Source organism: Streptomyces lavendulae subsp. lavendulae, assembly GCF_002803845.1.
GTDB lineage: Bacteria > Actinomycetota > Actinomycetes > Streptomycetales > Streptomycetaceae > Streptomyces > Streptomyces lavendulae.
The window spans coordinates 12,874-39,160 of record NZ_CP024986.1 but is presented as its reverse complement, the minus strand read 5'-3'; the positions used below and the strand labels follow the sequence as shown (position 1 = coordinate 39,160).

At 72.1% G+C, this 26,287-nt stretch carries 33 protein-coding genes; 21 read left to right on the top strand and 12 right to left on the bottom strand.

What is annotated here, in order from left to right; genetic code table 11:
- Positions 1–22 precede the first annotated feature (22 nt).
- Together SLAV_RS39645 and SLAV_RS39640 are read left to right on the top strand one after the other, a co-directional pair.
- Positions 23–865, top strand: a complete 843-nt coding sequence (locus SLAV_RS39645; RefSeq protein WP_030241500.1) for a hypothetical protein — start codon at positions 23–25, stop codon at positions 863–865.
- Positions 866–897: 32 nt separating this feature from the next.
- A complete protein-coding gene (locus tag SLAV_RS39640) occupies positions 898–1,164 on the top strand; it encodes a DotH/IcmK family type IV secretion protein (protein ID WP_030241498.1) in 267 nt (88 codons plus the stop codon).
- Positions 1,165–1,347: 183 nt separating this feature from the next.
- Here the strand turns inward: SLAV_RS39640 and SLAV_RS39635 are convergent, their stop codons facing one another.
- Positions 1,348–1,704, bottom strand: a complete 357-nt coding sequence (locus SLAV_RS39635; protein WP_030241497.1) for a hypothetical protein — start codon at positions 1,702–1,704, stop codon at positions 1,348–1,350.
- 187 nt (positions 1,705–1,891) lie between these two features.
- Between SLAV_RS39635 and SLAV_RS39630 the strand changes: the two genes are divergently transcribed.
- The 12 genes from SLAV_RS39630 to SLAV_RS39570 all read left to right on the top strand — a co-directional run bounded on the left by SLAV_RS39630 (position 1,892) and on the right by SLAV_RS39570 (position 12,827).
- Complete coding sequence (locus tag SLAV_RS39630) at positions 1,892–2,557, top strand: DUF4232 domain-containing protein (protein ID WP_030241495.1); 666 nt, start codon at positions 1,892–1,894, stop codon at positions 2,555–2,557.
- A 138-nt stretch (positions 2,558–2,695) separates the two neighbouring features.
- Positions 2,696–3,283 carry a Rossmann-fold NAD(P)-binding domain-containing protein gene (locus SLAV_RS39625; RefSeq protein WP_030241493.1) on the top strand — a complete coding sequence of 196 codons (588 nt, stop codon included), beginning with the start codon at positions 2,696–2,698 and terminating at the stop codon, positions 3,281–3,283.
- A gap of 57 nt (positions 3,284–3,340) precedes the next feature.
- A complete protein-coding gene (locus SLAV_RS39620) occupies positions 3,341–4,861 on the top strand; it encodes an FtsX-like permease family protein (protein WP_030241492.1) in 1,521 nt (506 codons plus the stop codon).
- A gap of 111 nt (positions 4,862–4,972) precedes the next feature.
- Positions 4,973–5,698, top strand: coding sequence for a hypothetical protein (locus tag SLAV_RS39615; RefSeq protein ID WP_031943788.1), 726 nt, complete (start codon positions 4,973–4,975; stop codon positions 5,696–5,698).
- A 55-nt stretch (positions 5,699–5,753) separates the two neighbouring features.
- Entirely contained in the window at positions 5,754–6,128 is a 375-nt protein-coding gene (locus tag SLAV_RS39610; RefSeq protein ID WP_030241487.1) for a metalloregulator ArsR/SmtB family transcription factor, read from the top strand.
- Between the two features lie 29 nt (positions 6,129–6,157).
- Positions 6,158–6,904, top strand: a complete 747-nt coding sequence (locus tag SLAV_RS39605; RefSeq protein WP_030241485.1) for a DUF2071 domain-containing protein — start codon at positions 6,158–6,160, stop codon at positions 6,902–6,904.
- Positions 6,901–7,674, top strand: a complete 774-nt coding sequence (locus SLAV_RS39600) for a methyltransferase domain-containing protein (protein ID WP_031943790.1) — start codon at positions 6,901–6,903, stop codon at positions 7,672–7,674. The genes SLAV_RS39605 and SLAV_RS39600 overlap by 4 nt, the downstream gene beginning before the upstream one ends.
- Positions 7,671–8,096 (top strand): hypothetical protein, encoded by a 426-nt coding sequence (locus tag SLAV_RS39595; protein WP_031943791.1) that lies wholly within the window; start codon positions 7,671–7,673, stop codon positions 8,094–8,096. The genes SLAV_RS39600 and SLAV_RS39595 overlap by 4 nt, the downstream gene beginning before the upstream one ends.
- A gap of 40 nt (positions 8,097–8,136) precedes the next feature.
- Positions 8,137–9,789, top strand: coding sequence for a serine/threonine-protein kinase (locus SLAV_RS39590; protein ID WP_031943792.1), 1,653 nt, complete (start codon positions 8,137–8,139; stop codon positions 9,787–9,789).
- Between the two features lie 170 nt (positions 9,790–9,959).
- Entirely contained in the window at positions 9,960–10,700 is a 741-nt protein-coding gene (locus SLAV_RS39580; protein ID WP_030241468.1) for a dienelactone hydrolase family protein, read from the top strand.
- A gap of 79 nt (positions 10,701–10,779) precedes the next feature.
- Positions 10,780–11,565: a hypothetical protein gene (locus tag SLAV_RS39575; RefSeq protein ID WP_030241466.1), complete on the top strand. Its 786-nt coding sequence runs from the start codon at positions 10,780–10,782 to the stop codon at positions 11,563–11,565.
- A 407-nt stretch (positions 11,566–11,972) separates the two neighbouring features.
- Positions 11,973–12,827, top strand: a complete 855-nt coding sequence (locus SLAV_RS39570; protein WP_100661376.1) for an IS5 family transposase — start codon at positions 11,973–11,975, stop codon at positions 12,825–12,827.
- A 71-nt stretch (positions 12,828–12,898) separates the two neighbouring features.
- Here SLAV_RS39570 and SLAV_RS39565 read toward each other — a convergent pair whose 3' ends face one another.
- The 3 genes from SLAV_RS39565 to SLAV_RS39555 all read right to left on the bottom strand — a co-directional run bounded on the left by SLAV_RS39565 (position 12,899) and on the right by SLAV_RS39555 (position 14,349).
- Complete coding sequence (locus tag SLAV_RS39565; RefSeq protein WP_030240922.1) at positions 12,899–13,300, bottom strand: SgcJ/EcaC family oxidoreductase; 402 nt, start codon at positions 13,298–13,300, stop codon at positions 12,899–12,901.
- A 278-nt stretch (positions 13,301–13,578) separates the two neighbouring features.
- Positions 13,579–13,827, bottom strand: a complete 249-nt coding sequence (locus tag SLAV_RS39560) for a DUF4241 domain-containing protein (protein ID WP_030240925.1) — start codon at positions 13,825–13,827, stop codon at positions 13,579–13,581.
- 171 nt (positions 13,828–13,998) lie between these two features.
- Positions 13,999–14,349 carry a hypothetical protein gene (locus SLAV_RS39555; RefSeq protein WP_030240933.1) on the bottom strand — a complete coding sequence of 117 codons (351 nt, stop codon included), beginning with the start codon at positions 14,347–14,349 and terminating at the stop codon, positions 13,999–14,001.
- A 372-nt stretch (positions 14,350–14,721) separates the two neighbouring features.
- On the opposite strand from SLAV_RS39555, the gene SLAV_RS39550 reads away from it, so the two are divergent.
- Positions 14,722–15,180, top strand: a complete 459-nt coding sequence (locus SLAV_RS39550) for a hypothetical protein (protein WP_030240936.1) — start codon at positions 14,722–14,724, stop codon at positions 15,178–15,180.
- A 146-nt stretch (positions 15,181–15,326) separates the two neighbouring features.
- Entirely contained in the window at positions 15,327–16,184 is an 858-nt protein-coding gene (locus SLAV_RS39545) for a DUF8189 domain-containing protein (protein ID WP_030240939.1), read from the top strand.
- Positions 16,185–16,289: 105 nt separating this feature from the next.
- Here SLAV_RS39545 and SLAV_RS39540 read toward each other — a convergent pair whose 3' ends face one another.
- From SLAV_RS39540 to SLAV_RS39520, 5 genes are all read right to left on the bottom strand, one after another.
- Positions 16,290–16,940, bottom strand: coding sequence for a GNAT family N-acetyltransferase (locus tag SLAV_RS39540; protein WP_031943796.1), 651 nt, complete (start codon positions 16,938–16,940; stop codon positions 16,290–16,292).
- 104 nt (positions 16,941–17,044) lie between these two features.
- Positions 17,045–17,719 (bottom strand): response regulator transcription factor, encoded by a 675-nt coding sequence (locus tag SLAV_RS39535; protein ID WP_030240944.1) that lies wholly within the window; start codon positions 17,717–17,719, stop codon positions 17,045–17,047.
- Positions 17,716–18,927, bottom strand: coding sequence for a sensor histidine kinase (locus SLAV_RS39530; RefSeq protein ID WP_030240946.1), 1,212 nt, complete (start codon positions 18,925–18,927; stop codon positions 17,716–17,718). Before SLAV_RS39530 ends, SLAV_RS39535 begins: the two co-directional genes overlap by 4 nt.
- A 2-nt stretch (positions 18,928–18,929) precedes the next feature.
- Entirely contained in the window at positions 18,930–19,454 is a 525-nt protein-coding gene (locus SLAV_RS39525; protein WP_030240949.1) for a hypothetical protein, read from the bottom strand.
- Positions 19,455–19,519: 65 nt separating this feature from the next.
- A complete protein-coding gene (locus SLAV_RS39520; protein WP_030240959.1) occupies positions 19,520–20,089 on the bottom strand; it encodes a TetR/AcrR family transcriptional regulator in 570 nt (189 codons plus the stop codon).
- A gap of 104 nt (positions 20,090–20,193) precedes the next feature.
- On the opposite strand from SLAV_RS39520, the gene SLAV_RS39515 reads away from it, so the two are divergent.
- Both SLAV_RS39515 and SLAV_RS39510 read left to right on the top strand, forming a co-directional pair.
- Complete coding sequence (locus SLAV_RS39515; RefSeq protein WP_030240961.1) at positions 20,194–21,432, top strand: alpha/beta hydrolase family protein; 1,239 nt, start codon at positions 20,194–20,196, stop codon at positions 21,430–21,432.
- A gap of 55 nt (positions 21,433–21,487) precedes the next feature.
- Positions 21,488–21,880: a nuclear transport factor 2 family protein gene (locus SLAV_RS39510; RefSeq protein ID WP_030240963.1), complete on the top strand. Its 393-nt coding sequence runs from the start codon at positions 21,488–21,490 to the stop codon at positions 21,878–21,880.
- Between the two features lie 54 nt (positions 21,881–21,934).
- Here SLAV_RS39510 and SLAV_RS39505 read toward each other — a convergent pair whose 3' ends face one another.
- Positions 21,935–22,801: an endonuclease/exonuclease/phosphatase family protein gene (locus SLAV_RS39505; protein WP_051841506.1), complete on the bottom strand. Its 867-nt coding sequence runs from the start codon at positions 22,799–22,801 to the stop codon at positions 21,935–21,937.
- Positions 22,802–22,935: 134 nt separating this feature from the next.
- Between SLAV_RS39505 and SLAV_RS39500 the strand changes: the two genes are divergently transcribed.
- A complete protein-coding gene (locus tag SLAV_RS39500) occupies positions 22,936–23,874 on the top strand; it encodes an NADP-dependent oxidoreductase (RefSeq protein WP_030240967.1) in 939 nt (312 codons plus the stop codon).
- A 141-nt stretch (positions 23,875–24,015) separates the two neighbouring features.
- Entirely contained in the window at positions 24,016–24,504 is a 489-nt protein-coding gene (locus SLAV_RS39495) for a GNAT family N-acetyltransferase (RefSeq protein WP_030240969.1), read from the top strand.
- Positions 24,505–24,549: 45 nt separating this feature from the next.
- On the opposite strand, the gene SLAV_RS39490 is transcribed toward SLAV_RS39495, so the two are convergent.
- On the bottom strand, positions 24,550–25,149 hold the full coding sequence (locus SLAV_RS39490; protein WP_031943800.1) for a TetR/AcrR family transcriptional regulator: 600 nt from the start codon (positions 25,147–25,149) through the stop codon (positions 24,550–24,552).
- Between the two features lie 98 nt (positions 25,150–25,247).
- On the opposite strand from SLAV_RS39490, the gene SLAV_RS39485 reads away from it, so the two are divergent.
- Positions 25,248–25,685 (top strand): DoxX family protein, encoded by a 438-nt coding sequence (locus SLAV_RS39485; RefSeq protein WP_030240973.1) that lies wholly within the window; start codon positions 25,248–25,250, stop codon positions 25,683–25,685.
- Here the strand turns inward: SLAV_RS39485 and SLAV_RS39480 are convergent.
- Complete coding sequence (locus SLAV_RS39480) at positions 25,659–26,225, bottom strand: 2'-5' RNA ligase family protein (RefSeq protein ID WP_051841507.1); 567 nt, start codon at positions 26,223–26,225, stop codon at positions 25,659–25,661. The genes SLAV_RS39485 and SLAV_RS39480 overlap by 27 nt on opposite strands.
- Positions 26,226–26,287: the final 62 nt, after the last annotated feature.

Below are 26,287 nucleotides of genomic sequence, written 5' to 3'. Positions count from 1 at the left end.
CCCGCAGGTCTACGCTCGGGCCGTGGGACAGCCCGAGCAGCGCGCCGAAGGCGCGGGACCCTTCACCACCCGGCTCACCTGGCACCGCCCCGAAGGGGGAACGGTGGTGTGGGAGTCGCGGGTCGCCCGCAGGCGCGGGGCCCTGTCGGTCCGCGGCCCGGGAGACGCGCTCACCCTGTCCCCGGCGGCCGACGCCGAAGCCGTCGGCAGGCTGCGCAGGCTCAACGCCGTCGCCTCGGCCGCGTTCGTCATCGGCGGAGCGCTCTTCGCCCTCGGCGCCGCCGTGGCCCAGTTCGGCTCGGGTGACCCGCTGGAGAGCGCCGCGATCTACTTCGCGGGCGGCCTGTTCTTCAACACCGGGGGCTACACCTCGCTCCTGCAGGTACTGAATGCGCCCCGCCACACCCACGGGGGCGGCCCGCTGGTCACGGCCGGCTGGCGGTGGTGGGGGTACGAACCGATGCGCGTGGCCTGGCTGAGCGCCTTCGTGCTGTTCGTCGGCACGCTCGTGTTCGGCGTCAACCTGTTGGACTCCTTCCTCCAGGGGCTCACCGTCCAGCAGACCAACCGGCTGATCTGGACCCCCGACGTGGTCGGCTGCCTGCTGTTCCTGGCCTCGGGGCACCTCGCGTTCGTCGAGATCTGCCACCGGGCCCGGCCGTGCCTGCGCTCGCGCAGCCTCGGCTGGTGGGTCGTCGCGGTGAACCAGTGCGGGTCGGTGCTCTTCATGGTCTCCGCGCTGGCCGCGTTCACCCGTCCCGCCACCGGCAGCCTGATCAACGCCGACATCGCCAACTGGGGCACCCTGTGCGGCGCGTTGTGCTTCTCGATCGGCGGCGTGCTCCAGGCCTTCGAACGACCGTAGGCGGCGGCCCGCCCCGGACGTAGGGTTCCCGTATGGCACAACACGTCACGCTGCTGAACGTCCTGGAGGGAGTGGTCCCGAGGCGGGCCGTGGCGTTGACCGTGCGCGGCGGCCCCGTGCAGGCCTGGCTCTTCGACCACCGTGTCTACCTCCGGACGCGCCTCACCCTCATCTCTCCGGCCTGGACGGCGACGGTGTCCTCCCCCGACGGAACGAGGGCCTACGAGATGCCGAGAACCCGTCACCTGCTGGGCTTCGCGGACGGACGATCGGTCCGGCTGGAGATCGAAGGCCTCTGAGCCGGTGGTCCTCGTCGGCGATCCGCCCCGCCCCCGCGGGCCCGCACGGGGGATTTCGTGACGGGACCGTGTTTCGCCACGCGCCGTCGGCGGCCCCGCCGCCCTCGACCCCCGGCTTGCGGCGGGCCCGGCAGGCCCGCGCCCGGCAGGCGGCCGGCAGCCGCCGGTGCAGTCCGCTGAGGTTCACGCGGCGGACGACGCCCCGGCCGCGAGCTGCGGGAAGCGTTCCTCCCACACCTGCCGGACGTGCCGGCTGACCAGGGTGCGCAGGGCCGGCCACTGCGCGGTGAGCAGATCGCGGTCGAGGAAGGCGACGAGGTCCTCGTACTGACCCTCGGCGAGCACCGTGCGGTAGAGGCTCATGCGCTGGCGGGGCCGGTCCAGGTCGTACGTCCGCAGCCCGGACCAGGCCACGTGGAGCGGCAGCTCGACCGGGCCCGAGACGGGACCGGCCAGGTCGCGGAGGGAGGCCGGCAGCCGGCCGGCGTAGCGGGCGCGCAGTACCTCGCCGGCCAGGGCCGGTGGGACGGGGGAGGACAGCTGAGCCGTTCACGCGTTCGATAAAACCGGCCATGCTGCCGCGCCCGAGGGGTTCGTCGCGATCATGTAACCGGTCTGCGACAGCGTTGTCCTGGAACGAAGACGCCGGTATCCCCGCGGCTCACAGCTCCCTCATAGTGATCGAACAGCACCCGTGCATCATGCACCTTTCACCCAAGGGGATTTCATGTCCGGCAACCGTCGCAAGGCCCTCCTCGTCTCCACGGCCGTAGCGTGCGGCGCCCTGTTGATGACGGCGTGCCAGGACACGGACGCGGCCGCCGGCGCGGGCGCCGCGCAGGGTTCCGCTTCCACCCCCGCGGCCGCCGGCGCGGCCGCCCCGGCCGGCTCGCCGGCCGCGGGCGCCTCGAAGGGGTCCGGCACCGCGGGCAAGGGGACCAAGGGCGGGACCGGCTCCGGTGCCGACAGCGGCAACGGCGAGAAGAAGCCGGTCGGGCAGGTCTGCGGCGCGAACGACATCTCCTGGAGCACCAAGTCCGAGACCCAGGCGGGCGGATACATCCTGATCACCGCGAAGGCGAAGGCGGGGATCACCTGCGTCCTGCCGGCCGCGCTGCCCACCGTCGCGTTCGGTTCCGACGGCACCCAGGCCGGTCCCGCGGAGCAGGCCGCCGGCAAGCAGATCACGCTGACCGGGAACACCGCCGCCTACGCAGGGGTGAACCCGAAGACCACGAAGGCGAACGGCGGCAAGGAATTCAACAGCATCATCGTCGCGGTCGGTGACAGCGACCCCAACCCGGAATCCCTCCCCGTGGGCACCATCACCGTGGACAAGCCGGTCGTCACCAACTGGCACACCTCCGCGAAGGACGCCGTTCCCGCAGTCTGAGCAAGGCCCCCGGCGAACAATCGGGACATCGCGGTGCGGATTTCGGCGCAGGAAGGAACCCGCCGCTCACCGAAGTGGACGGCGACGGCCCCGCTTCGGCGCGGAAAGGAATCCGCCGACCCATGCGAGCATGCCGGAATGGATGTCACCGAGCCGGCTGTCGCAAGCCCGGTCCTGGTGGTCGGCGGTACGGGGATGCTGGCCGGAGTCGTGGGCGCCCTGGTCCGTGAGGGGCTCACCACCGTGGTCGTGTCGCGCAATCCCCCCGCCCCGGCCGCCTTCGGGAGCCTTGGCACGGCCGGCGGCGTGCTGATACCCGTCGGCGCGGACTACACCGAGCCCGAGCGGTTCGCCCGTACCCTGCGCCGTGCCGCCGCGCGTACGGGACCGTTCCGGCAGGCCGTGCTGTGGGTTCACGCCGAGGGCCGGCCGCACGCGTATGCCGCCGTCGCCGACACCCTGGCCCAGGACGCGTCGGTGATCGAGGTCGTCGGCAGCGGAGCCCTGGCTCCCACCGCACCCCCACCCCGGCCGCCCGAAGCCTTCGACCGCCGGACCCGCCACCGCACCGTCGTCCTAGGATTCACCGGTGACGGGCCGCACACCCGGTGGCTCGACCACGGGGAGATCGGTACGGGCGTACTCGCCGCGCTGCGGGCTCCCGAGGGCGACCGGCTCCGTGTCGTCGGACGGGTGCGCCCCTGGGAGGACCGCCCGTCGGCATGACCCTCCGGCCGAACCTGCCGCACACCGGCCCGGTGCGCCGTACCGCTGCGCTCCTGGATGCTCGACCACGACGTGGCCCCGTCCTGGTTCACCATCCCCGTCGACCCCCTGCCCCTGCTGGTCTCCTTCGTCATCGGCGTGGCCGCGGCGCTGGCCGGCTCGGCCGCCACCCTGGTCCGGGTCTCGCTGGTCCGGCCCATCGAGGTCCTGCGCGAGAGCGCGGTGGAACGCCGCGGGATGACGCCGGTGCGGTGGCTGCTGGGGACCGGGATGCTGATCGGCGCGGTCGTCGCGGGGACCGTCATCGGCCGGACCGAGCCGCACCTCGCGGCGAGCGCCCGCAAGTACGAGGCGGTCCCGGTCCTGTACGTGGGCGCGGTCGCCCTGCTGGCGCCGATCCTGCTGCGGCCGGTCGTCCGGCTGCTGGTCGGCCCGCTGCGCGGCTCGGCGAAGGCCGGTCCGCTGCTGGTGCGCGAGAACGTCCTCACCTCCCGGCGGCGCACGGCCGCCACCGTGGCCCCGATCGTGGGGGCCGTCGGGCTGGTCGCCACCCTGCTGACGGTGCAGAAGTCCGGTGACGCCGTGGTGCTGGCCCGCCAGCGGCAGGAGATCCACGCGGCGAACGTGGTGGTCCCCGGCGGGCCCGGGATCGACTCCGGGACGCTGGCGCGGCTGGCGGCCGTGCCCGGCGTCCGCATCACCCCGGTCACCTCGATGAACATCCGGATCGGCACCGCGGAAGGAGAGCAGATCGACTCGCTGAGCACGAACGCGGTGCCCGCGGCGGCCCTGGGCGCCACCGTCACCCCGCCCGTGCTCTCCGGCTCGCTCACCTCGCCGCCCGAGGACTTCCTCGTCATCGACGAACACGCGGCCGAGTCCGACGGGCTCTCGGTCGGGGACCGGGTGGTCACCCTGCCCACCGGCGCGCGGGTACCGACCGTCATCGCCGCGGTCGTCGCACGCGGCCTGAATGGCGACGACACCTACCTGTCCGCGTCGCTGACCGGCGCGATGACGCCCAGCAGGGTCTACCTCGACTCCAGCGCGGGCACGGGCCTGCCGCTCGACGAGCGGCAGACGGCGGCGGTCGAACGGGCCCTGGCCGGCTCCGGCGCACGGCTCATGACCTACGACGCCTACCTGGAGGCCCAGCGCGCGCACGCCGCGGAGCAGACGGACAACGCCGCGGTGGTCGTCCTGGGCATAGCGCTGGCCTACGCGCTGATCGCGGTCGCCAACACCCTGATCATGGCGATGGCCGGGAGGCGGCGGGAGTTCGCCCTGCTCGGGCTGGCCGGCGCGGTGCGCGGCCAGATCGTGGGGGTGGCCGTGGCCGAGTCGGCCGTGGCGGTGGCCGTGGCCGCCGTACTCGCCGCCGTGGCCACCGGCCTCACCGCGGTGACCCAGCACGCCTCGCTGAACAGGCTGGTGACCGGCGCGCCGACGGTCATCCCCTGGACCCCGACCGTCGCGACCGTCGCACTCTGCGCCCTCGTCACCGTGGTCACCGCGTCGCGAGCGGCCCGGCGCGCGACCCGCCGACGGGCGGTCGAAGCCGCGGGCGTCCGCGAGTAGGGACCAGCCCTGCCGCCGGTTTCGGAATCCTCAATTCCGGGGACGGTGTCCCAGAATCACCGTGATTGTCCTCGCGCCATGACGGCGCCGACACGACAGCCGAGGGAGACCATGGGTTGGAGAGGCACGCGTCGGACGGTCACGTCCGCCGCCCTTGCCGGAGTGGCCGCCCTCGTACTGGCGGCTCCGCCACCGGTCGCCGCCGCGCCCCGAACCGGTGCCGGGACCGTACCGCCGTTCGCCACCACGGCCACGCGTCAGCAGGCCTCCCCGACGCCGCCCCCGCCCCGCCTGCCCCGCGACTTCCGCGGCAAGGGCAAGTGGATCGTCCGTGACCTGGACATCGAGGTCCCGTTCACCTGGGAGGGGCGGGACGGTGACAGCCAGATGACGGCCGGCGGCCCCCAGTACCCGATCTGGTTCACCAACCTGATCTACCACGACACGCTCTACACGCTGACGTACAAATGGCCCGGCCTGACCGAGCATCCCTGCTCGCGCATCCCGGGCTTCAACCTGGAGGCGCTGAACCAGGGGTTCGAGAACGCCAGGTTCGTCGGGCCGGAGACCCTGCGGCGCACGCCGCAACGGCGCGTGAACCACTGGAGGGTGGGCGTGGTCCTCCCGCAACTGCCGCCCGGGAACCATCCCCGCCTGCCGCTCGCGCTGGGCGACATCTACGTGGACGAGCGCGATCCGGGCACCTTCTGGCAGGTGCTGCAGTTCGGGGTCCAGAACCTCTACGACCCCGAACTGGACGAGTGGCTGGTCATGGACACCTTCGAGCACCGCCCCGGCACCGTGACCCTTCCCCGCCGCTGCGAGCCGCCCCGCTGAGCAACGTCACCCACACCCTATTTTCGTATTTAGCTAATGTGCTAAGTTCCGCTGCATGGGCACATCAAGCGAAGACGAGGCGGGCGCGTTCCGGGCGCTGGCCGACCCCACGAGGCGTCAGATCCTCGAAGACCTGCGGGGCGGCGAGCTCGCGGCCGGCGAGATCGCGAGCCGGTTCGCGATCAGCGCGCCCTCCATCTCCCGGCACCTCGGAGTGCTCAAGGGGGCGGGGCTGGTCACCGAACGACGCGACGGCAACCGCATCCTCTACGCACTGGCCGAGGAACGCCTCGCCATGCACATCGGACGGTTCCTCAGCGCCGTCTGCCCCGAACAGGTCGTGCTGCGGCACACCAAGTGGCGCAAGTCCGAAGGGAACGAGCACCCGGCGGCCCCGTCCGGCACGCCCGACGGGGCGGCCGGCCCGTGAGACACCTCCTGCAACGCCACCCCTTCCCCATGCGGACCTCGTTCGCGCACTCCCTGGTACTCACCTACGCGCTGCCGCCCGAGCTGCTCACCCCGCTGGTCCCTCCCGGGCTCGCCCTCGACACCTACCGCGACGCGAACGGCACCGAGCACGGGTTCGTCGCGGCCGCGGTCGTCGACACCCGGGCACTGCGTCCCTCCTTCCTCCCCGCCGGCCTCGGCCGGGACCTCGTCCTCACCGGCTACCGGATCTTCACCCGGTTCTCCACCCCCGGCGGCCGCACCATGCGCGGCCTGCGCATCCTGCGCAGCGACACCGACCACCGGATGATGGTCCTCGGCGGAAACCTCTTCTCCCGCTACAACTACCGCCTCGCCCGCATCGGCACCCGGACGGCCGGCCGGACCCTGGAGTTCAAGGTGGTCAGCGCCGACGGCCGGGCCGACCTCCACGTCCGCGCCGACCTGGCGGACACCCCCGCCCCGCTTCCCGCGGGAAGCCCCTTCGCGAGCGCCAAGGACGCCCGCCGGTACGCGGGCCCGCTCCCGTACACCTTCGAGTACGAGCCGCAGACCGGCACGGTGATCGTGGTCAAGGCCACCCGTACGCACTGGGAGCCGGTCCCGGTCGCCGTCGAGGTCCCCACCCTGACCTTCTTCGACCACGGACCGTTCGCCGGAACCGAGCCCGTCCTCGCCAACGCCTTCCACGTCGGCGACCTCGACTACGGCTGGGAGCGCGGCTACCGGCGGGCCCCGGACGGAGGAGCGCTGTGAACACCCCCACCACCACCCCACCGCCCCCGCGCCCCTCCGGAGCCCGCGAGGTCCTGGCGTACAACTGGCCCCTGTACACGGGCGGGTTGTCCGCCGTGACCGCCGGCCTCGCCCTCGCCCCGCGCCTGCCCCGCGTCCCGGCCGCCCTCGCCCGCACGGGCGCGCTGGCCGCGGCCGCCCTGCTCATCGGCAGCACCGCCGCCTGCTGGTGGGTGTACGACCGCTCCGAGCTGTACTCCCTCGACTGGCTGACCGGCCTGCTGCCCGACGGCCCCGGCGACCACCTCCTCATATCCACGGGCCTCGACGAAACCAGCCACCCCCTGGCCCTCCGCCACCCCGGTACCGCTCAGACCGTCGTCGACCTCTACGATCCGGCGCTCACCACCGAAGGCTCCGTCCGGCGCGCCCGCCGACGCGTTCCCCCGCGCCCCGGGACCCTGCCCGGCAGCCCGGCCCGACTGCCCGTCGCCACCGGCTCCCGGGACACCGTCTTCGCGGTCTTCGCGGCCCACGAACTGCGCCTCGCACGCGACCGGGAGGCACTGTTCGCCGAGATCACCCGCACCCTGCGCCCCGGTGGCACGCTCGTCCTGGTGGAGCACCTGCGCGACCGTGCCAACACCGCCGCCTTCGGGCCCGGGGCCTGGCACTTCCTGCCCCGCCGCGAATGGCTGCGGCTCGCCCGCGGCGCGGGCCTGCACCCCGTCACCGAGACACGGATCGCGCACCTCGTCACGGCCTTCACCTTCCGGCGGAGCGCCGCGTGAACCACCTGTTCACCCTGGAGTCCCAACTCCGGCTGGTCGGCCTCGCCCTGACCGCCATGGGCGCCTTCCACATCGTCCTGCCCCGCCTGGTCGACTGGCCCGCCGACCTCGCCGGCACCAGCCTGCTGACCCGCCAGGTCTCCTACGCACACCTCTTCTTCATCGGCCTGACCTGCGTCCTGCTCGGCCTGCTGCCCCTGTGCTACACCCCCGAGCTCCTTGCCGGGACCTCCCTCGGCACGGCCCTGCTCGCGGGCCAGACCCTGTTCTGGGGCGCCCGCTGGGCCTTCCAGTTCGTCTACTTCTCACCCGCACTGTGGCGCGGGGACCGCTTCCGCACCTTCGGCCACCTCGCACTCGCGGTCCTGTGGACCTGGGTGACGGCCGTGTTCGCCTACGCCCTCCTCGCCGCCCCGGCCTGAGCCCACCTGACACGAGGTCACACACCATAGGCTGGCCGGCGTGACGAACGGAATCGACGACATACCGGCCCCGCTCAGCCCCCTCGACCCGCGGGAAACGGCCGGCTACCGACTGCTGGCCCGACTCGGCGAGGGGGGCATGGGAACCGTGTACCTCTCGCACACGAGGGGCGGGCAGCCGGTGGCGTTCAAGGTGATCCGCCAGGAGTACGGCCAGGACCCGGACTTCCGGCGCCGCTTCGAACAGGAGGTGCGGGCCGCCCGCCGCGTCCAGGGCTACCACCTGGTGCCGGTCGTCGACCACGACACGACGGGGCCGCTGCCCTGGATCGCCTCCGCCTTCGTGCCCGCACTCACGCTCGCCGACGCGCTCACCGCGTACGGCCCCCTTCCCCTGCCCGCCGTCTTCCAGCTGGTCGGCTGCGCGGCGCGGGCGCTCGGCTCGATCCACGCGGCGGAAGTCGTCCACCGCGACCTCAAGCCCGCCAACATCCTGCTCGGCTCGACAGGGCCGTACGTCATCGACTTCGGCATCGCGCGGGCTGCCGACACCACGCAGCTGACGCACAGCGGCGGTGTGATCGGCACTCCGCAGTACATGTCGCCCGAACAGGCACTGGGCGAACCCGTCACCGCGGCCGCCGACGTGTTCTCCCTCGGCCTGATCGCGGCCGTCGCGGCCACCGGACGGCACCCCTACGGCGAGGGCGGCGGCACCACGCTCGCCGTACGCATCGCCAACACCGAGCGGACGCCCCCCGATCTGAGCGCCTACCCGCAGCCGCTGCGACCCCTGCTGGAAAGGACCCTCGCCGCCGACCCGTCGGCCCGCATCACGACGGACGAACTCGCGGCGCTGAGCGAGGCGGCGGCGGGGCGGCCGCTGTCCTCGTTCGACGACTGGCTGCCCACCCCCCTCATGGAGCGGATCGCCCGCCGCGAGGCCGCCGCCGCACGCCCCCCGGAGCCCACCCCGACGGCCACCGACGGACACTGGTCCACCCAGCCCACGGCAACGGCCCCACCAAGACCCGCCACCCCGCCGACACCGCCACCTCCCCACCCCGCCCGGCAGACCCGCCCCGCACTCCTGGCCGGCACCACCGCCCTCGCCGTAGCCCTCACCGCAGTCGTCACCTGGACCCTCGCCGGCCCCGAAGACGGCGCCGACGACACCCGCGCGGACCACAAACCCGCTACCGGGACCTCCACCCCGGCCACCTCACCCTCGCCCCCGCCCTCCTCCCACCGGGCGGCGTACACCCCGGTCTTCGAGAACAAGCCCTTCACGCTGCGCGCACCCTCCTTCAACACCGGCACGCACGTCGACCTGGACGCGCCGAAGTCCTTCCCGGACGGCAAGATCGGCCAGGCCGCCGGCATGGAGCTCACGTACCAGGACTGGGGCGACGCGGACCTGCGCTTCCTCACCCCGACGGGCAGGAGCAGCGGCACCACTCCCGAGGAGTGCCGGGCAGGCGTGGACACCGACACACTGCCGGCCTCGATCCCCGAAAAGGACCTGAAGCAGGGCGGGCCCCTCGCCAAGAACACGATCCTGTGCACCGTCACCACCGACAACAACCTGGCCATGCTGCGGATCACCGACGTCCAGCCCCACACCACGGGCGGCGCCTCCTCGGACATGCCCGACTACGTCACCACACTGACCCTCTGGAAGATCGCCGAATAACAGACAACCGACACCCCCCCCGTCCTGCTAACCTGCCGGGAGCCGTGCAACGAAACCAGGAGGTGGTACCCGTGAACCAATCGACGTGGGTGCTCCCCTCCGGGGTCACGGTCGGACGATAGGTCGTCGTCCGGGAGCGCCGTCTCTGCGCACTCCCGAAAGGCACGACCGTGCACTTCACTTCCGAACAGCACCTCGACGACGGCGTCCTCGAACGCGAATTCACCCTCGGCGAGATCCCCGGCATCCTGTGGACGCCGGCCACCACACCCGCATCCGCGCCCGCTCCGCTGATCCTGCTCGGCCACCCTCCCCTCGGGCTGCGCACGATGTACCCCCGACTGGTGGACCGGGCCCGGCACTGCGCGGCGGAGGGCTTCGCCACAGCCACCATCGAGCTCCCCGGAAGCGGCGAGCGCCCTCGCCGGCCCGCCGCCGAGCAGGCCCGCGCCGACCTGCGGCGGGCCATGGAGGCCGGCGAGCCGGTCACCGACGAGATCGTCGACGCCCTCGTCCTCCCGCTCGTCGACCAGGCGGTCCCGGAATGGCAGGCCGCCCTGGACGCCCTCCTGTCGCTGCCGGAGATCGGCGGCCCGGTCGGGTACTCCGGGGGCGTGATCTCCATCGGCATCCGGCTGGCGGTGGTCGAGCCGCGCATCTCGGCCGCCGTCCTGTTCGCCGGGAGCTTCGTGCCCCGCGCCATCTTCGACGAGGCCCGCCGGGTCACCATTCCGCTGCACGTCCTGCTGCAGTGGGACGACGAGGGGAACGACCGGCAGGCGGCCCTGGACCTGTTCGACGCCTTCGGCTCCGAGGAGAAGTCCCTGCACGCCAACATGGGCGGCCACACCGGCGTCCCGCAGTTCGCCGGGGACACCGCGGCCCGGTTCCTCACCCGGCACCTGAGCTAGCAGCCGACGACAGGCGGCGCCGCCCCGGCCGGCCGGCCGGGGCGGCGCCGGCCCTGCGAACAGGTGAGATCCTGACCGGATGAACGAAACCTCCGCCGCTCGGGCGGCCACCCGCTGGCCGCCGGCCGCGGCCGGGGAGACCGACTGGCTGCGGGAACTGACCGACGACGACGGGCTCACCGGCTTCATGCCGCCCGGCCTGCCCGACGCCGCCTGGGTGCTCCACTCCATGTACGAACACGAACTCGGTCCGACCGACACGCCCTACCTCGCGTACCAACGGGCCGTACTGAACGGCGGCGGACCCGAGATCATCCCGGGCCTCGACCCGGCGGAGGTGTTCACGGACACCCCGGGCGAACACCCCGGACCCCGCTGGCGCCGCCTTCCCTGGGCGGAACTCACCCGACGGACCGAGGACCCCCTGGTCCCGGAGGGGCACCTGCCGTGCCCCACCTCCTTCCCCTCGATCAGGCCGGGCGGCTGGCCGGTCGGCATCAAGGCCCCGTCCGAGGGCCGGCTGGACCGCCCCGACTGGGACCGCCTGGTGGACGCCCTCACCGAGCACAGCCCCCAAGGCGCGCGAACCCGGTGCCTGGCCTACTACAACCCGCTGCTGCAGCGGGCCGAGGACTTCGACAAGGTCCACGTCCGGTCCGGCACGCTCGCGGACGCCAAGGCGCTCTACGACCACCCCGAGGAGGACGGCTGGACCCCGTCCAACCTCTGGGCCCAGGACCGGTCCTGGGTCCTCTGCACGGACCACGACCTCTGGGCCACCAAGGTCGCGGGCCCCACCCCACTCATCGAAGCCCTCCTCGACGACACCCACCTCGAAGCCCTGCGACTGCCCTGGTCCACCTGACCCCGACGGCCCACCCCTGGCAACGACCAGGTGTGGCCGCACGTCGACCCCTGCGCTGATCGTCAACGAGTACTGCACGGAAGGCACACCGTGTTGATCTGTTCCTTCCTAGGCTTGCCCATGCCCGACCCCCATGGCAGGCAGGGCCAGTACTCAACAACCAGAACGGTGTCCGGGTATGTTCTGGCTGGAGGAACGTCTCCAGCCCGACGTGGACGGATATCCAGGGGTACTGGTGGAAGGGCGCTGTCGATGTCTACGGCCTGAAGAACGGCGTGAACGTCGGCTACGCGGCGACCTGCTATGTTCCTGAGCGTCAGTCGGGTGACTGGTACTTCTGCAACACCAACGGTCAGATCTAGGGTCCGTCTTCAAAAGATCGTTCGATGGTGGATCATGTTTTCGTGATTCGTCGCCATGAACTGACTGATGTCGAGTGGGAGTTGCTGGCTCCGCTGATACCGAGTGCGGGCAGGGGCCGGCCTCGGGCGGAGGACCGTCGGGTGATCAACGGGATGGTCTACAAGATCCGGACCGGGGTTTCCTGGCGTGACCTGCCGGAACGTTACGGCCCGTGGAAGTCGGTCTACACGCGCTTCCGCCGCTATGCCATCGACGGTGTGTTCACCCGGGCACTGCAGCAGATCCAGGCCCAGGCCGACGCAGCCGGTGACATCGATTGGCTGGTCCAGATCGACTCCACCATTGTCCGCGCCCACCAGCACGCCGCCGCCACCGGCCGAAAAAGGGGGAAGCACCGGACGGACGAACCGGACGATCACGCCCTCGGCCGATCCCGAGGAGGCCTGACTACCGAAATCCATCTCGCCTGCGACGGCCGCGGTCGGCCCCTGGCCGTCCTGCTGACCCCGGGGCAACGGCATGACGGCGTCTGCGCGAGGCCTCTGCCCGAACGCATCCGAGTACCCCGCACCGGCCGGCCCCGCTGCCGACCGGACCACGTCATCGCCGACAAGGCCTACAGCTCACGCGGCTTCCGCGCCTACCTGCGACGACGCGGCATCGGACACACCATCCCGGAGAAGAACGACCAGAAGATGCACCGCCGCAACCGAGGCCGCCGAGGTGGCCGACCGACAGCATTCGACAGCAGGATCCACCGCCGCCGCAACACCGTCGAACGCTGCTTCAGCCAACTCAAAGGCTTCCGCGGCATCGCCACCCGCTACGAGAAAACCGCCACCTCCTACGAAGCAGCGGTCACACTCGCATCACTTCTGCTCTGGGCAAGATCAATTTGAAGACGGACCCTAGGCCGTCTCTTTCGGATCCTCCCGGCGGCGCGTGCCAGGCAGGATCCGGAAGAGACGGCCTAGCCGCCCCGCACCTCGGTGTTCTGGCAGGCGTTCAGCAGCCAGGCGCCGTCTTCCTGCTTGGTCATGACGTACAGCGGAGCGCCCTCCGTGTCGCCCTCGGCCGAGTGGTAGACCTGCCGGACCTTGACGGCCGCGACGTCGGGCCGCAGGAACTGCGTGTGCACCGCCTCGTAGGTGACCTCGCCGTCCCAGCTCGCGGCGGGCAGGACGGCGCGGGTGAACTCGGCCATGGCGTCGCGGCCGATGAGGACCTTGCCGTGGGCGGTGGTGCAGAGGGCGTCGGGGTGGAAGAGCGAGAGGAACCCCTCGACGTCCTTGGCGCGCTGGGTGCGCTCGACGTCGGCGACCACCTGCGCGATGGCCCTGATCTCTGCGGTTTCGGTGTTCATGCGGATCATCCTGATACCTCGACTCCGGTTGAGGTCAAGCCCCGTGGGCGTCGGGAGGGGCCGGAGGGGACCCAGCCGCTCCCCGATCTTGCCGATCGATCCTCTTCCGGAATTGCTCCGCACTGCCCGGCATGACTCTTGATCGAGTCCTCCGGCAGAGGAGTCGAGGTCCTTCAGCCGGGAATCGCTCCGGCTGAGGGACGGGGAAACACCCTGCTGCCCCAGGGACGAGGGAGAAAGCGCGCCCGGCGCCGGGGTCCATCCGCAGCCACACCCGGAATCGACCGCTACTCGTCCACGTCGCAGAAGCGCACCCGCACCGCGACCACGGCACCCGAGGCATCCATATCGGCAAACACGGGAAAGCAGCCGTCGCCCCAGCCCGTCATCGCGCAGAACAGCCGGGCGTCGCCGATGTCCACGATTCCGGCCTCGGCCTCAGAGGCACGCACCTGCCGCACGACCTGCCAGTGGTGGGAATGGGGCCGGAAGTCCACCATTATGCGCCGCCCGGTCTCCTCCTTCCAGCTCTGCACGGCCCTTCTCCCAGGCATCGGCCACGGGCAGCCCGGCCCGTCCGCGGACACGGCATTCGCCGGGTTCGCCCAGTTCCGGTGCCGAGAACCGCGCGGCGGCCTCCTCCGCGGCGGCGCCCCAGAACGCGACGTCGGCCAAGCCGTCCACGGGTTCGTCGTGCTGCCACGCGCTCAGGGCATCCAGATCGCCGAAGAGCACCCGGGCCCAGTCGACGCCGACATCACCCAGCCGCACGGAGACTGCGTCTCGGCTTCGCCCATCCGGACCGACATCTCGCACCACCGAGGCCCGAGGCCCTCGCCGTGGTCGACCCGCGAAGCCGGCACCGGCAGATGCCGATCGGCGGGCACCCCTCCCACCGCGACGACGGGCACCCCGAACACCAGGAAACCGCCGCCGCCTTCAGCGGCGGCACGGCGCGCGCGTCGGGCATGGGGCTCGCGTTCCGGCAGTGCCGCCAGACGGGCGTCCAGTCCTGCGGTCCGGCAGTGCTCGTCGAACATCGTCGTGAGCTCGGCCACCCGGCCGGAGGGTCGTCGTGCAGCACGGCCCCCGGCTGCCGGTCGAAGGTGCGGGCCGCCGCCGAGGCGTCCGGACCGACCACGGCGAAGTCGACCGAGCCGAGCACCTCGGCAGCCATCACCGGATCGTCGATACCGAGCAGGGCGGGATCGGTCCCGCAGGGGACCGTTCACCGCTCCACACCCCCAGATGCCCGCCGTCAACGACGACCAGCGTCCCCGACGGACAGCTGACGTCTGCGAGCCTGAACACGTCTTCCACGGCGAGCGAGTCTACGGTCACCTCTCCCACGCCCTGGACGTGCGGTGGCCGAGCCCGTCGACGTCTGCCGTTCTGCTGCCGCTTGACGAAAACGAGGGAGGGCGAGGGCCATGGCTACATGGGGACTGATCCTGGAGACGACGGTCGGCTCGGGGGAGCGCAAACACACCGAGGCCTATGTGATCGCGCATGTGGAGGGTGAGCGGGAGGCGGCTCTGGCAGAGCTGGAGAGGCGGGCGCGAGCGTACACACCGGAGCATCCCAGGAGCCCCAGGCGGCGTCGGCTCTTCCGCGACGGGGACGGATTCCTGCTGGTGGTCGACGGAGCCTGGCAGTCCCACGCCACCCGCTTCTCCGCTGCCGAGCTCTTGGACGACACCGACCGTCCCGCACCCGCGAAACCGGTCGGCGACGCACCGGCCGAGGAGGCCCCACCGGTCACGGCGCCGACGCCGGACGGCCCACCCCAACCCCCACCGGCACCGGCACCGGCATCGGCGACGGAGGATCGCGACGCGGACGGCGTGCCGGTGAAACCGGCGTGGCTCGGCCGCACCGACCTGCCGTGAGGCAGTGCCACTGGCCGAATTCGTGGGCTGGCGCGAACCGCCGCGCCTCAGGAGGATTCTCTGCGGCCACACGGGCCGGTCTGGAGAACGGGGAACTCATGAGATCGCTCCGGAGAGAGCTACGGGACAAAAGGGTCGGGGCATGGGTGCGCGGAGCGATCGCGGTGGCGCTCACGTGCACCGGAGCCGCGATGGCCCCCACGGCGGTGGCGCAGGCCGCATCGGCCGCGTGCTCGACCGACACCGGGGCCACGGGCCTGGCGAGCTCGCCGGTGGCGGACACTCTGGTGTCCGTGGCGCGTGCGGACGGCCGGATCGCGCAGTTCCAGCTCTTCTACGACGCCACGGCGACCAGAGGCCTGCCCTTCGTCTGGCACCGCGAGCAGAACGGACCGGGCGGCGCGTACGGCGTGTGGCAGCGGGTGAGCGCGGCGACCGTGGGCCCGAAGAGCTACGCCATGACGGCGATCGAAAACTCGGCGGGCAAGCTGGAACTGCTGTTCTCCACCTACGGCTCCTTCTGCCACACGGTGGAGGACGACGGCGGTCCGGGCGGCTGGAGCGCAGTGGACGGCTTCGGCCTCGCGCCGACGCCGTACCACGGCGGGGTCGTGCTGTTCAAGGAGCGGGACGGCAGCATCGACGCCTTCGCCTCCGGGGCGTACGGCGCCGGCTCGATGGAGCTGCGCCACCAGCAGAACGCGGGCGCCGGCTGGGGCCCGAAACAGTCCATGGGCCAGGTGCCGGACGCAGGCGTGGGCCTGAGCCAGCCCAGCACCGTGGAACAACTGCCCGACGGCAGGCTCCACGTGACGGCACGCGAGTGGAACAGGGACCGCACGTGGGAGATCCGGCAAACGGCGCCGGGCGGAAACTGGGGCCCCTGGCAGCCGGCCGCCCCGGCCGCCGCATCACCCCTGCGGGCCGCCGCCCCTGCCGGGGCCACCGCGATCGGCCCCCGGCCGAAGGCGGACGCAGCGCAGGCCTCCTGGACGGCGGCCTAGTCAAGCTCCCCGGCGACGGGCGGGGCCCGCAACGGCCGCGCTCGGTCGGCACAACAGCGTCGGCGCGGGCCCGCGAGGGAGCGAAATCCGGTCATCGCACCCGCCCTACCGCCGCCCGCGCCCGGCGTCGCGCCACATGGGCCAGAGCTCCGGTCCGCCGCCGGGCAGCCTGATCTCCCTGGTGACGCGGAAGCCGAGACCCTCGTAGAACGGGATGTTCGAGGCCATGCTCGACTCCAGGTAGGCCGGCTGCCCGAGCCGGTCGCACCGGGCCAGCTGCTCCCGCACCAGCGCCGAGCCGACCCCCGTTCCCTGGAACGCCGGATCGGTTCCCAGGGTCGGCAGATACCAGTGCGGGGTGTCCGGGTGGGCCTCCTGCAGCGCGTTCTGCACGCCCGCCGCCCGCGACAGCCCCCGCACGCCGAACACGTACGCGTAGCGCGGCACCGTCGCCAGCTCCCGCGCGGCGCCGGGCTGCCCGTGCCCCGGCCCCGACCAGAGCGCCGCCGCCAGCAGCTGTCCGCCACCCGTCGCGGCCACCCGTACGGCGCCCGCCCGCGGCCGCTGCTGACGCTGGAGCAGCTCGAAGAAGCGGGCCGTCCTGCGGGCCCGGCCGCCGGGATCGGGGAACATCCAGGCCATGACCGCGTCGTCCGCGAAGGCCCGCGCGAGGAGGGCGGCCACCGCCCCCGACTCGGCCCGCCGCGCACACCGGATGCCGTAGCCGGCGGCAGGTCGTTCTGTCCGTGCGTTCATGGCGCCACCGTAGGCAGCGGGCCCCCGCCCCTCCCGGGACGTCCCGCGGACACGCCGCGCGGATCCCCCGGCCGTCCGGAACACGGTGGCGGGGGCGGCCGACGTCAGGCGAGGCCCGAGGCGATGGCGCGGCGGACGGCGTCCGGACGGTCGCGGATCCCGGCCTTGGCGAACAGGTTGTTGATGTGCGTCTTGACCGTGGCCTCGCTGATGAAGAGCCGCTCGGCGATGCCCCGGTTGGGCAGGCCCTGGCCGATCAGGGCGAGCACCTCGCGTTCGCGGGGGGTGAGGTCCTCGGGCAGCGGCTGCGCCGGCGCCGGCGTCTTGAACCTGACGGTGGCGAGCAGACGGTCCTGGACCTCGCGGTCGAGTACGGACTGGCCGGCGGCCGCGGCCCTGATCGCGCGGGTGATGTCCTGGCGTCCGGCGTTCTTGGTCAGGTAGCCGCGCGCTCCCGCGCCCAGCGCGCCCAGGATCGAGTCGTCGTCGGCGAAGGTGGTCAGGACGACCACCGCGACCTCCGGGTGCTCCCCGGCCAGTCGCCGGGTCGTCTCGATGCCGTCCATGACGGGCATCCTCAGGTCCATCAGCACCACGTCCACCGGACCGGCGGCGACGGCCGCCAGCACCTCGGTGCCGTTCGCGGCGGCCGCGACGACCTCGATGCCCTCGGCCAGGGCGAGGACCGCGGCGAGGGGCTCGCGGACGGCGGCCTGGTCGTCGGCGACCACCACCCTCAACCGCTCCTGCCCCTGCTGCTCTGCTGCTCGTCCGGTCATTGCGGGATCACTGCCTCCACTTGCCAGTCGCCCTGGTGCGGGCCTTCGGTGACGGGGCCCGCGGCGAGCGTTCCCCCCAGCAGGGCGACGCGTTCGCGCATACCGATCAGGCCCATCCCGCTGCCCGTACCCGGGGCCGCCCGGCGGGTGGCGGGTCGGTTGCGGATCCTCAGCGCGGTCGACGCCGGGGCGAATGCCAGCTCCATGGCGACGGCTCCTCCGGGAGCGTGCCGGGCCGCGTTGGTCAGGGCCTCCTGGGCGATCCTCAGCAGGTGCTGGACCGCCTGCGCGGGCACCTCGCGCACGGTCCCGGTGACGGTGAGGGCGTCGCGGTGGCCCGAGGACGCGAGCATCGCGGTCAGCGTCTCGCGCAGCGGCAGCGCGTCCTCACGCAGGGCGTGCACGGTCCACTGGGCCTGCTTCAGGCTCTCCTTGACGAGGCCGTGGGCCTTGCTGTGAGCCTCCCGGACCTTCTCCAGGTCCCCCGTGTCGATCAGCGCGTCCGCCAGCTCCAGCTGCATGTTGATCCCGGCGAGCGAGTGGGCCAGTACGTCGTGCACGTCCCGGGCGATCCGGCCGCGCTCGGTCAGTACGGCGGTGCGCGCCTCGGCCCGGGCGGCGCGTTCGGCCGACTCCGCCGCCTCGATCGCCGCCCGCACGGCCTGCCGCTGGCTGCGGTTGACGATGCCGATCACGACCGGGGCGCCGGCCGCGACGCCCAGCATCCACGGCAGCAGCTCGTGCCCCGGCCCGAGGCGCAGGTACAGCACGGCGCCGCACAGCAGGCTGCAGAGCCCGGCGAGGACGAGGGCCGGCCGGGTCTCCAGCCGGTACCCGATGTGACCGGCGATGAAGAAGGCGAAGAGGTAGCCCGTCCCGCTGCTGCTCAGGCCGATCAGGGCTGCCGCCGCGACGACCCCGAGCGTGAGCCAGACGAGGGCGAGCCGCGGGGAGACCCGGTGCTCGGGAAGCCGCCGGGCCAGCAGCGCCGCGGAGTTGACCGCGAAGAGGAGGGCCACCGCCAGACCCCGGCCGCTGAAGCCCATGGGCCGGATCGTCAGGATTCCCGCGACGACGACCGCGAGCGACACCACCCACTGTACGCGCGGGTCGTGCCCGGGGACGGGGCGCGCACCCGCACCCCGGCCGCTGTCGTCGCCGGGGGACGGGACGCTCTCTTCTGCGGGCACAGGCCGACGATACGGCACGGTCAGGCCGTACGGCCGAGCACGGGCAGCGCGGTGCCCGCCCGCACCGCCCGGCTGCGTACGAAGATCGTGGCCACCCGGGTGACGACCTCGGTGAGGGCCATCAGGACGAAGGCGGTCACCCATGCCTGCTGGCCGGTGATGTGGTGCGCGAGGCTGAACCGGGCGACGTCGTCGGCGCCGCCGCCGTGCTCCACCCACGTCTGGAACCCCATCCGCGCCCCCATGCCCGCGATCCACAGGACCGCCGAGACGGCACCCGCCTTGATCAGGAGGTTTCCGTCGAGGGCGCGGATCCGGGTGTAGATCCCCCCGGCGATGCCCAGTGCGGCGCCCACCGCCGTCAGGGCCGCGATCAGGACGAGGTCGTTGCCGCCGGTGGGGACGGAGTCCAGGTACGAGTACGCCACGAAGGCCACGATGCCCAGCGGCAGCAGGAAGGTCTTGTGGTCGAGACGGCCCTCCCGCAGTTGCCGGAAGACGATCAGGACGAGGGCGATGTCGGTGATCCACTCGGTTGCTGTCATGCCCTCCAGACTGCTGCGACACCGCTCGCCGCACCTGGACCCGCGGGTGGAGAAGAGGGTGGAGATCAGCCGAGGAGCCTGTCCACGAGGAGCTCCGGGTAGCCGGTGGCCGGCAGGTCGATGCCGAAGATCGTCCGGATGTAGAACGGCGCGATCAGCTGGTCGAGGATCTCCTCCAGCGGTGGCGGGTCCTCGCCCCGGGCGACGGCCCGCTCCCGGATCTGCTCGATGGACCGCATGCGGCGCCGGAACTGCCCGGCACGGTCGCTCTGCGTCTGCGTGCTGCTCGGCATGGACAGGATGACGGCGCGTACGAGAGCGCGTCCCTGGGGCGTGTGCATGCTCGCGACGCTGGCTTCGGCCCAGGCGATGAGGTCACCGCGCAGGCTGCCGGTGTCGTTCAGCGGCGAGTCGCGTTCGAGGCGGGTGGTGACCGTGTCGGCCAGCAGTGCGTCGAGGCTGCCCCAGCGCCGGTAGACGCTGGTGTGGTTGACGCCGGCGCGCTGTGCGATCGCGGGGATGTTGAGCTCCTCGCCCTCCGGGGCCGAGAGGAGGTCGATGACCGCCTGATGGACGGCCGTGCGGACCTGCTCGGGACTCCTGCGGGTGCGCGGGGCGGGTTCTTTCCGATTCACACCCCCATCGTAAGCACAAATATTTGCTTCCGGGCGGCCGGGGGTCTACAGTCCATCCCACAAGCACAGATCTGTGCTTGCAGTCCCGGTCGGAGGAAACCGCCATGAAGCCGCTGCTGTTCCCAAACAACACCCAGTTCTGGTACGAGACCCTGCGCTCGATGAGCCACATCGCCTACGGCGGCGCCGACTTCGGCGAGGTCGTCTCCACCGCCGGGCGGGTCACGGAGGGCGACTACGACAGCTGGTACACCGAGTGGTTCGCCACCGCCGAACGGGTGTCGTCGGAGGCCGGGAAGGCCCTGGCGGCCGGTCACCGCATCAGCGCCCGCGACGCCTTCCTCCGCGCCTCGAACTACTACCGGTCGGCGGAGTTCTTCCTGCACGGCAAGGACTGCGATCCGCGCCACGACCACGCCTACGACCGCTCCGTGGAGTGCTTCAAGGCCGCCGCCGCCCTCTACACCACCCCGCGCATCGAGCCGGTCGAGATCCCCTACGAGGACACCACGCTGCCCGGCTACCTCTACCGGGTGGACGACTCGGGCACCCCCCGGCCGACGCTGATCATGCACAACGGATTCGACGGCACCGCCGAGGAGTTGCACTTCTTCGGCGCGCTGGCCGCCGTCGAGCGGGGCTACACCGTGCTCGCCTTCGACGGCCCCGGAATGCCCGGGCCGCGCCACCACCAGGGCCTGGTCTTCCGCCCCGACTGGGAGAACGTCATCACCCCGGTGATCGACTTCGCCGAGACGATCCCGGAGGTCGACAACAGCCGCATCGCCCTCCTCGGTCTCAGCATGGGCGGAGTACTCGCCCCCCGGGCAGCCGCGTTCGAGCACCGGCTGGCCGCGCTGATAGCCGTCGACGGCCTCTACGACCTCGGCGAGACCTCCGTCCGCAACATCCCCGGCACCCGACGGGAAGCCGAACGCCTCCTGCGGGCCGAGTCCGCCCCCGAACTCGACGCCGCCCTCGACCAGATCATGGCCAAGGACCCGATCGCCCGCTGGGCCCTCAACCACGGCATGTACGTCATGGGGGTCGACACCCCCCGCGCCTTCAACGCCTCCTACCTCGACTACACCCTCGCCGACGGGATCGCCGAGAAGATCCAGTGCCCCACCCTCGTCTGCGACGCCGCGGAGGACGAGTTCTTCAAGGGCCAGCCCGAACAGCTCTACGAGCACCTCACCTGCCCCAAGACCCTGATGCTCTTCACCGCCGCGGAAGGCGCGGGAGCCCACTGCCACCCCGGCGCCATGCGCCACGCCATCGCCCGCATCTACGACTGGCTCGGCGACACCCTCGACGGCACCCTCACCGACACCCGCGCCTGACCCCAGGCCCGCAAGACACCGCCAAGAACCCCCGCATCCACACGAAGGACCCCACATGACCCGCACCGGCATCAAGGCCGCTCTCACCGACCTGCTCCTCAACGAGGAGATCACCCTGACCGAGGCAGCCGACCGGCACTTCACCCCCGACTACCGCCAGCGCACCGACGGCGAGTGGGCCGACCGCTCCCGGTTCCTCGACCACATCGCCCATCTGCGCACCTTCGTCGCCGCGGGAGAGATCGAGGTCCACGAAGAGCTCCACGACGGCGACCGGTACGCCGACCGGCACACCTGCCACATCACCAAGAAGGACGGCACGACCGTGAGCATGGAGGTCTACGTGTTCGCCGACCTCGCCCCCGACGGCCGCTTCCGGCGCATCGAGGAGACCACCCTGATGCTCGAAGGATCCGACGCCGACCGCAACCTCGGCAGCGCCCGCTGACCGCCCACCACCCGGGGCCGGACAGGAGAGCCACGGGGGTACGCCCGACAGGGCCTAGTCCCGGTTCAGGTCGGTGTGCAGCAAGTGGTGGTCCGAGTACGGGCCGGGGCGGACGCGGTGCGTGCGCGGGGTGATGCCGCGCAGGAACACGTAGTCGAACTTGCTGTTCCAATCGGTGGTCGTCGTACAGGTGCCGGCTGCGCCGCCGACGGTCGAGGGGCGGCAGCCGGGGTCCGTGTCGCGGGCCAGGGCCCACATCGGGCCGAGTTCCGGCGCGTCCGGCACGGCGTTGAAGTCCCCGAGGACGATCGCACGGTCGTGGCGGGCGACTTCCGCGGCGAGCACCTTCACTTGGGCCGCCCGCACCTCTCCCTGCCGGCGCTCCGCGAGGTGGGTGTCGAAGACGCGGACGGGTCGGCCGCCCACCAGCGTGGTGACGGCCAGATAGCCGCGGTCCTCGGAGCCGCCGTCGGGGTATTCGTCGCTCACCCGGTCCGTCATCGGAGCCGCCGACAGGATCGCCTGACCGAAGCCGCCCGGCCGCCACGGCAGCCCCCCGCAGCGGTTCCAGTTCCGCAGGACCGACCCGTACGCGACCCGGTAGACCAGCCCGTAGACCTCCTCCAGGTACGTGCGGATCTCCTCGACGTCCCGTACGCACGCCTCCTGCAGACCGATGACCTGCGGCGCGGCCGTGGCGATCTCCGTCGCCCGGCCGAAGTTGAGCCCGCTCCCACCGCACGGATTGCAGATGTTCCACGTGCCGACCCGGTCGGGCACGACCTCCCCGGCGGCAGCGTCGGACGGCAGCGGCCTGGCGAGGGGCAAGCCACGGCTCGGCGCGCTGGGACCGAGGAGCAGCACCATGCAGACCGCGGCCATCGCGCCCGCGGCCCACCGCGCGCCCCTTCTCAGCACCATCGCCTCCCCACAGCGGACGCACATCATCACACGGCGCTCTCGACGCACCATCGAAGTGCCCCGCGGCCGCCGCCTCGCCGCGGTGGACGGGAAACCGCTTCCATCTCATGATCATCAAACACAGAATGTCCTGCATGACGACGACACGGGTGATCACACAGCACGCCATCGGCGGCTCCGACGTGCTGGAACTCGCCGAGGTACCCCTTCCCTCGCCGGGCCCCGGCGAGGTCCTGGTGCGCGTACGGGCCACCGGTATGAACCCCGCGGACTGGAAGGTCCGCATCGGCAAGGTGGACTTCTTCGGCCCGCCGCCGTTCGTGCTCGGCCACGAGTTCAGCGGCACCGTGGAGGCCATCGGCGAGGGCGTGGCCCGCTTCGCGGTCGGCGAGGAGGTCTACGGCTGGACCGTACCGCCGCAGGGCAGCCACGCCGACCACGTCGTGGTGACCGAGGACCGGATCGCGCCCAAGCCGCGCACCCTCGACCACGTCGGCTCCGCCGCCCTGCCGATCTCCGGCTTCACCGCCTACCAGGCCCTGGTCACCCTCTCCGACGTACGGCCCGGCCAGCGGGTGCTGATCCACGGCGCGGCCGGCGGCGTCGGCCATCTCGCCGTGCAGATCGCCAACGCCCGGGGTGCCTACGTCATCGGCACGGCCCGCGCCGCCAAGCACGACTACCTGCGCGGACTCGGGGCCGACGAGCTGATCGACTACACGGTGGAGGACTTCTCGGCCCTGCGCGACATCGACGCGGTGCTGGACACCGTCAGCAACGACTACGGTCCGCGTTCCCTGCCCACCCTCAAGCCGGGCGGCATCATGGTCGACGTCGTCGGCGTCGGCGTGGACCGCACCGAGGTGACGGCCCGGGCCGCCGAACTCGGCCTACGGTTCGTGGAGTTCTTCCTGGAACCCACCCCCGCCGTGCTGGCCGCCTTCGCCGAACTCGTCGACACCCACGGCGTACGTCCCACGATCTCCGAGACCCTCCCGCTCACCGAGGCCGCGAAGGCCCACGAGCTCAGCGAAACCGGCCGGGTCCAGGGCAAGATCGTCCTCGTACCGTAGTCCCGGCGTCCCGGTCCGGACCGACGGACCGGACCGACGGACCGGACCGGACCGACCGGACCGACCGGACCGAGAGGACGGATACCCCGACTCCGGCTGAACCGCCGGGCCGCTCGGGCGTGTTCGGGAAGGAGCAAGGCAGTGGAGCGTACGACGATCAGGCGTGCCACCGAGGAGGACGCGGAGAGGCTCACGGCACTCGTGCAGGAGTCCCGTGCCTATCGCGGCCGGTACGCCACCGTCATCGCCGGTTACCGGGTGACCGCCGCGTACATCGAGCGGCATCGGGTCTTCGCAGCGGTTGGTACCGCTGGTCGCCTCCTGGGTTTCTACTCCCTGGTGCTTGAGCCCGCCGAGCTGGACCTGGCGTTCGTGTCCGACGAGGCGCAGGGGACGGGGGTGGGGAGACTGCTCATGGAGCACATGCTCGGCCAGGCGCGCCGTGCGGGGCTGACCGATGTACGTGTCGTGTCGAACCCCCCGGCGGAACGTTTCTACCTGCGCATGGGCGCCGAGCGGGTCGGTGTGGTCGCCGCCACGCCGCCGAAGGTCACCTGGGAACGCCCGGAGCTGCGATTCGTCGTGGACCGCCAACACGTCACCGGCACGGGGGCCGCTTCAAGCGGTTGATGCCGCGTTCGACGGCGCGCCCGGGCCCTGTGGTCCGAACTCGCCCTACCGGCCGAGGAACCTGGTGACCTGCCGCGCCACGCTCTCCGGGTCGGCGTCCGCCGGTAGCGGGAGCGTGCCGCTGACCTGTAGTGCCGTGAACCCGTGCACCAGTGACCAGGCCGCCAGGGTGGCGATCTGCCGGTCCCCGCCGTCGGTGCGGGCGGCCAGGAGGGCCGCGCCCCTGCGCAGCGAATCGGCCGCGCGGGCACGGGCGGCGGTCAGGTCGGCGGCGTCCGTGCGGCACAGGGCGGGCTGGAACATCACCTCGAAGTGCCCGCGATGGTCCAGCCCGAACCGTACGTAGGCGACACCGACCTCGGCGAAGTCGCCGGTCCGTTCCCACGTGGCGTCGAGCGCGTCGGCGAACAGCTCGAACCCTTCGACGGCCACCGCGGTCAGCAGGCCCGCCTTGTCGCCGAAGTGGTGGGCGGGTGCGGCATGGGAGACCCCGGCGCGCCGGGCGAGGTCGCGCAGGCTCACTGCGGTGGCCCCCGACTCCTCGATGGCCTCGACGGCCGCGTTCAGGAGCGCGCGGCGCAGGTCGCCGTGGTGGTAGCCGTGGCGGTCTGCGGCGGAGCGGGACGCGGGGGCAGGGGTTGTCATGGGACCGAGCCTAACCCAGATCTAGGCATTGACAAGATGAGCGCCGTCGGTGAATCTTTCCAGTGTCAAGATTGTGGAATCGGAAGGATGGACACGCGATGGCTCCCGTGATCGTGCTCGTCGTCGGTTGGATCCTGGCCCGCCTCGTCGGACTGCTCGGCCTCTCCGTCCTGGACGGCTGGCAGCCCGCGCTGTGCGTCGCGTTGGCGTTGATGTTCACGCTCACCGGCGTCGCCCACTTCACGGGCCGCCGAGCCGAGATGATCGCCATGGTCCCGCCTGCGCTGCCCCGGGCGGATCTGCTGGTGACGGCCACCGGCGTGCTCGAACTGGCCGGAGCGATAGGCCTGTTGATTCCCGTGACCCGTCCCCCGGCCGCGATCGCGCTCACGGTCCTGCTGCTGGCGATGTTCCCCGCCAACGTCTACGCCGCCCGGTCGGCGCTCACGCTCGACGGGAAGCCGGTCATGCCGCTGATCCCGCGGACACTCCTCCAGGTGGCCTTCGTGTCAGTGTGCGTCCTCGCCGCGCTCTGACGCGTCATCGGCCGGACCGGGGAAGCCGGCGCCGAGCGGTGCGGTGAACCGCGGCTGCCAGCCCCCCTCGGTCTGCACCACCAGCCGGACCGCCGCCGCACGCGTGCGCAGCGGCAGCAGGCTGCCGATCGCGGCGCCCACCCGGGCGGCGGCCGCCGGGTCGTCCGCACCCATGGCGACCGTGACATGGGCGGCGGGCCGCGCCCCGAAGCGGCCCCCGTACGGGCGCAACCCGGGCCACCGGGCGCGGAACGCATCGACGATCGGCTGGAGTCCCGGAACGCCGACGGCGACGAAGCCGGACGCCGTCACGACCTCCTCCAGGAACAGATCGGCTGCCGGAAAACGGGCCGCCAGGGAACGCACGGCCTCCTCGTCCCGACCTGTCAGCGCCGGTTCCGGAACGAACGGGTAGAGGAGCGAGACGTGCGCCGGCACCCCACGACGCACCAGGGCCGGGTCGATGCGCCACGCCGCATCGAGGAGCGGGGCGGCATCGGGCAGGACGATCACGACGGCGGTGGTCCCCGGCTCTGGCACGCGGCCATCATCGCAGGCCGGCCCGGGCTCGCGCCGCCACCCGCTGCCGCCCGAGGCCCCGC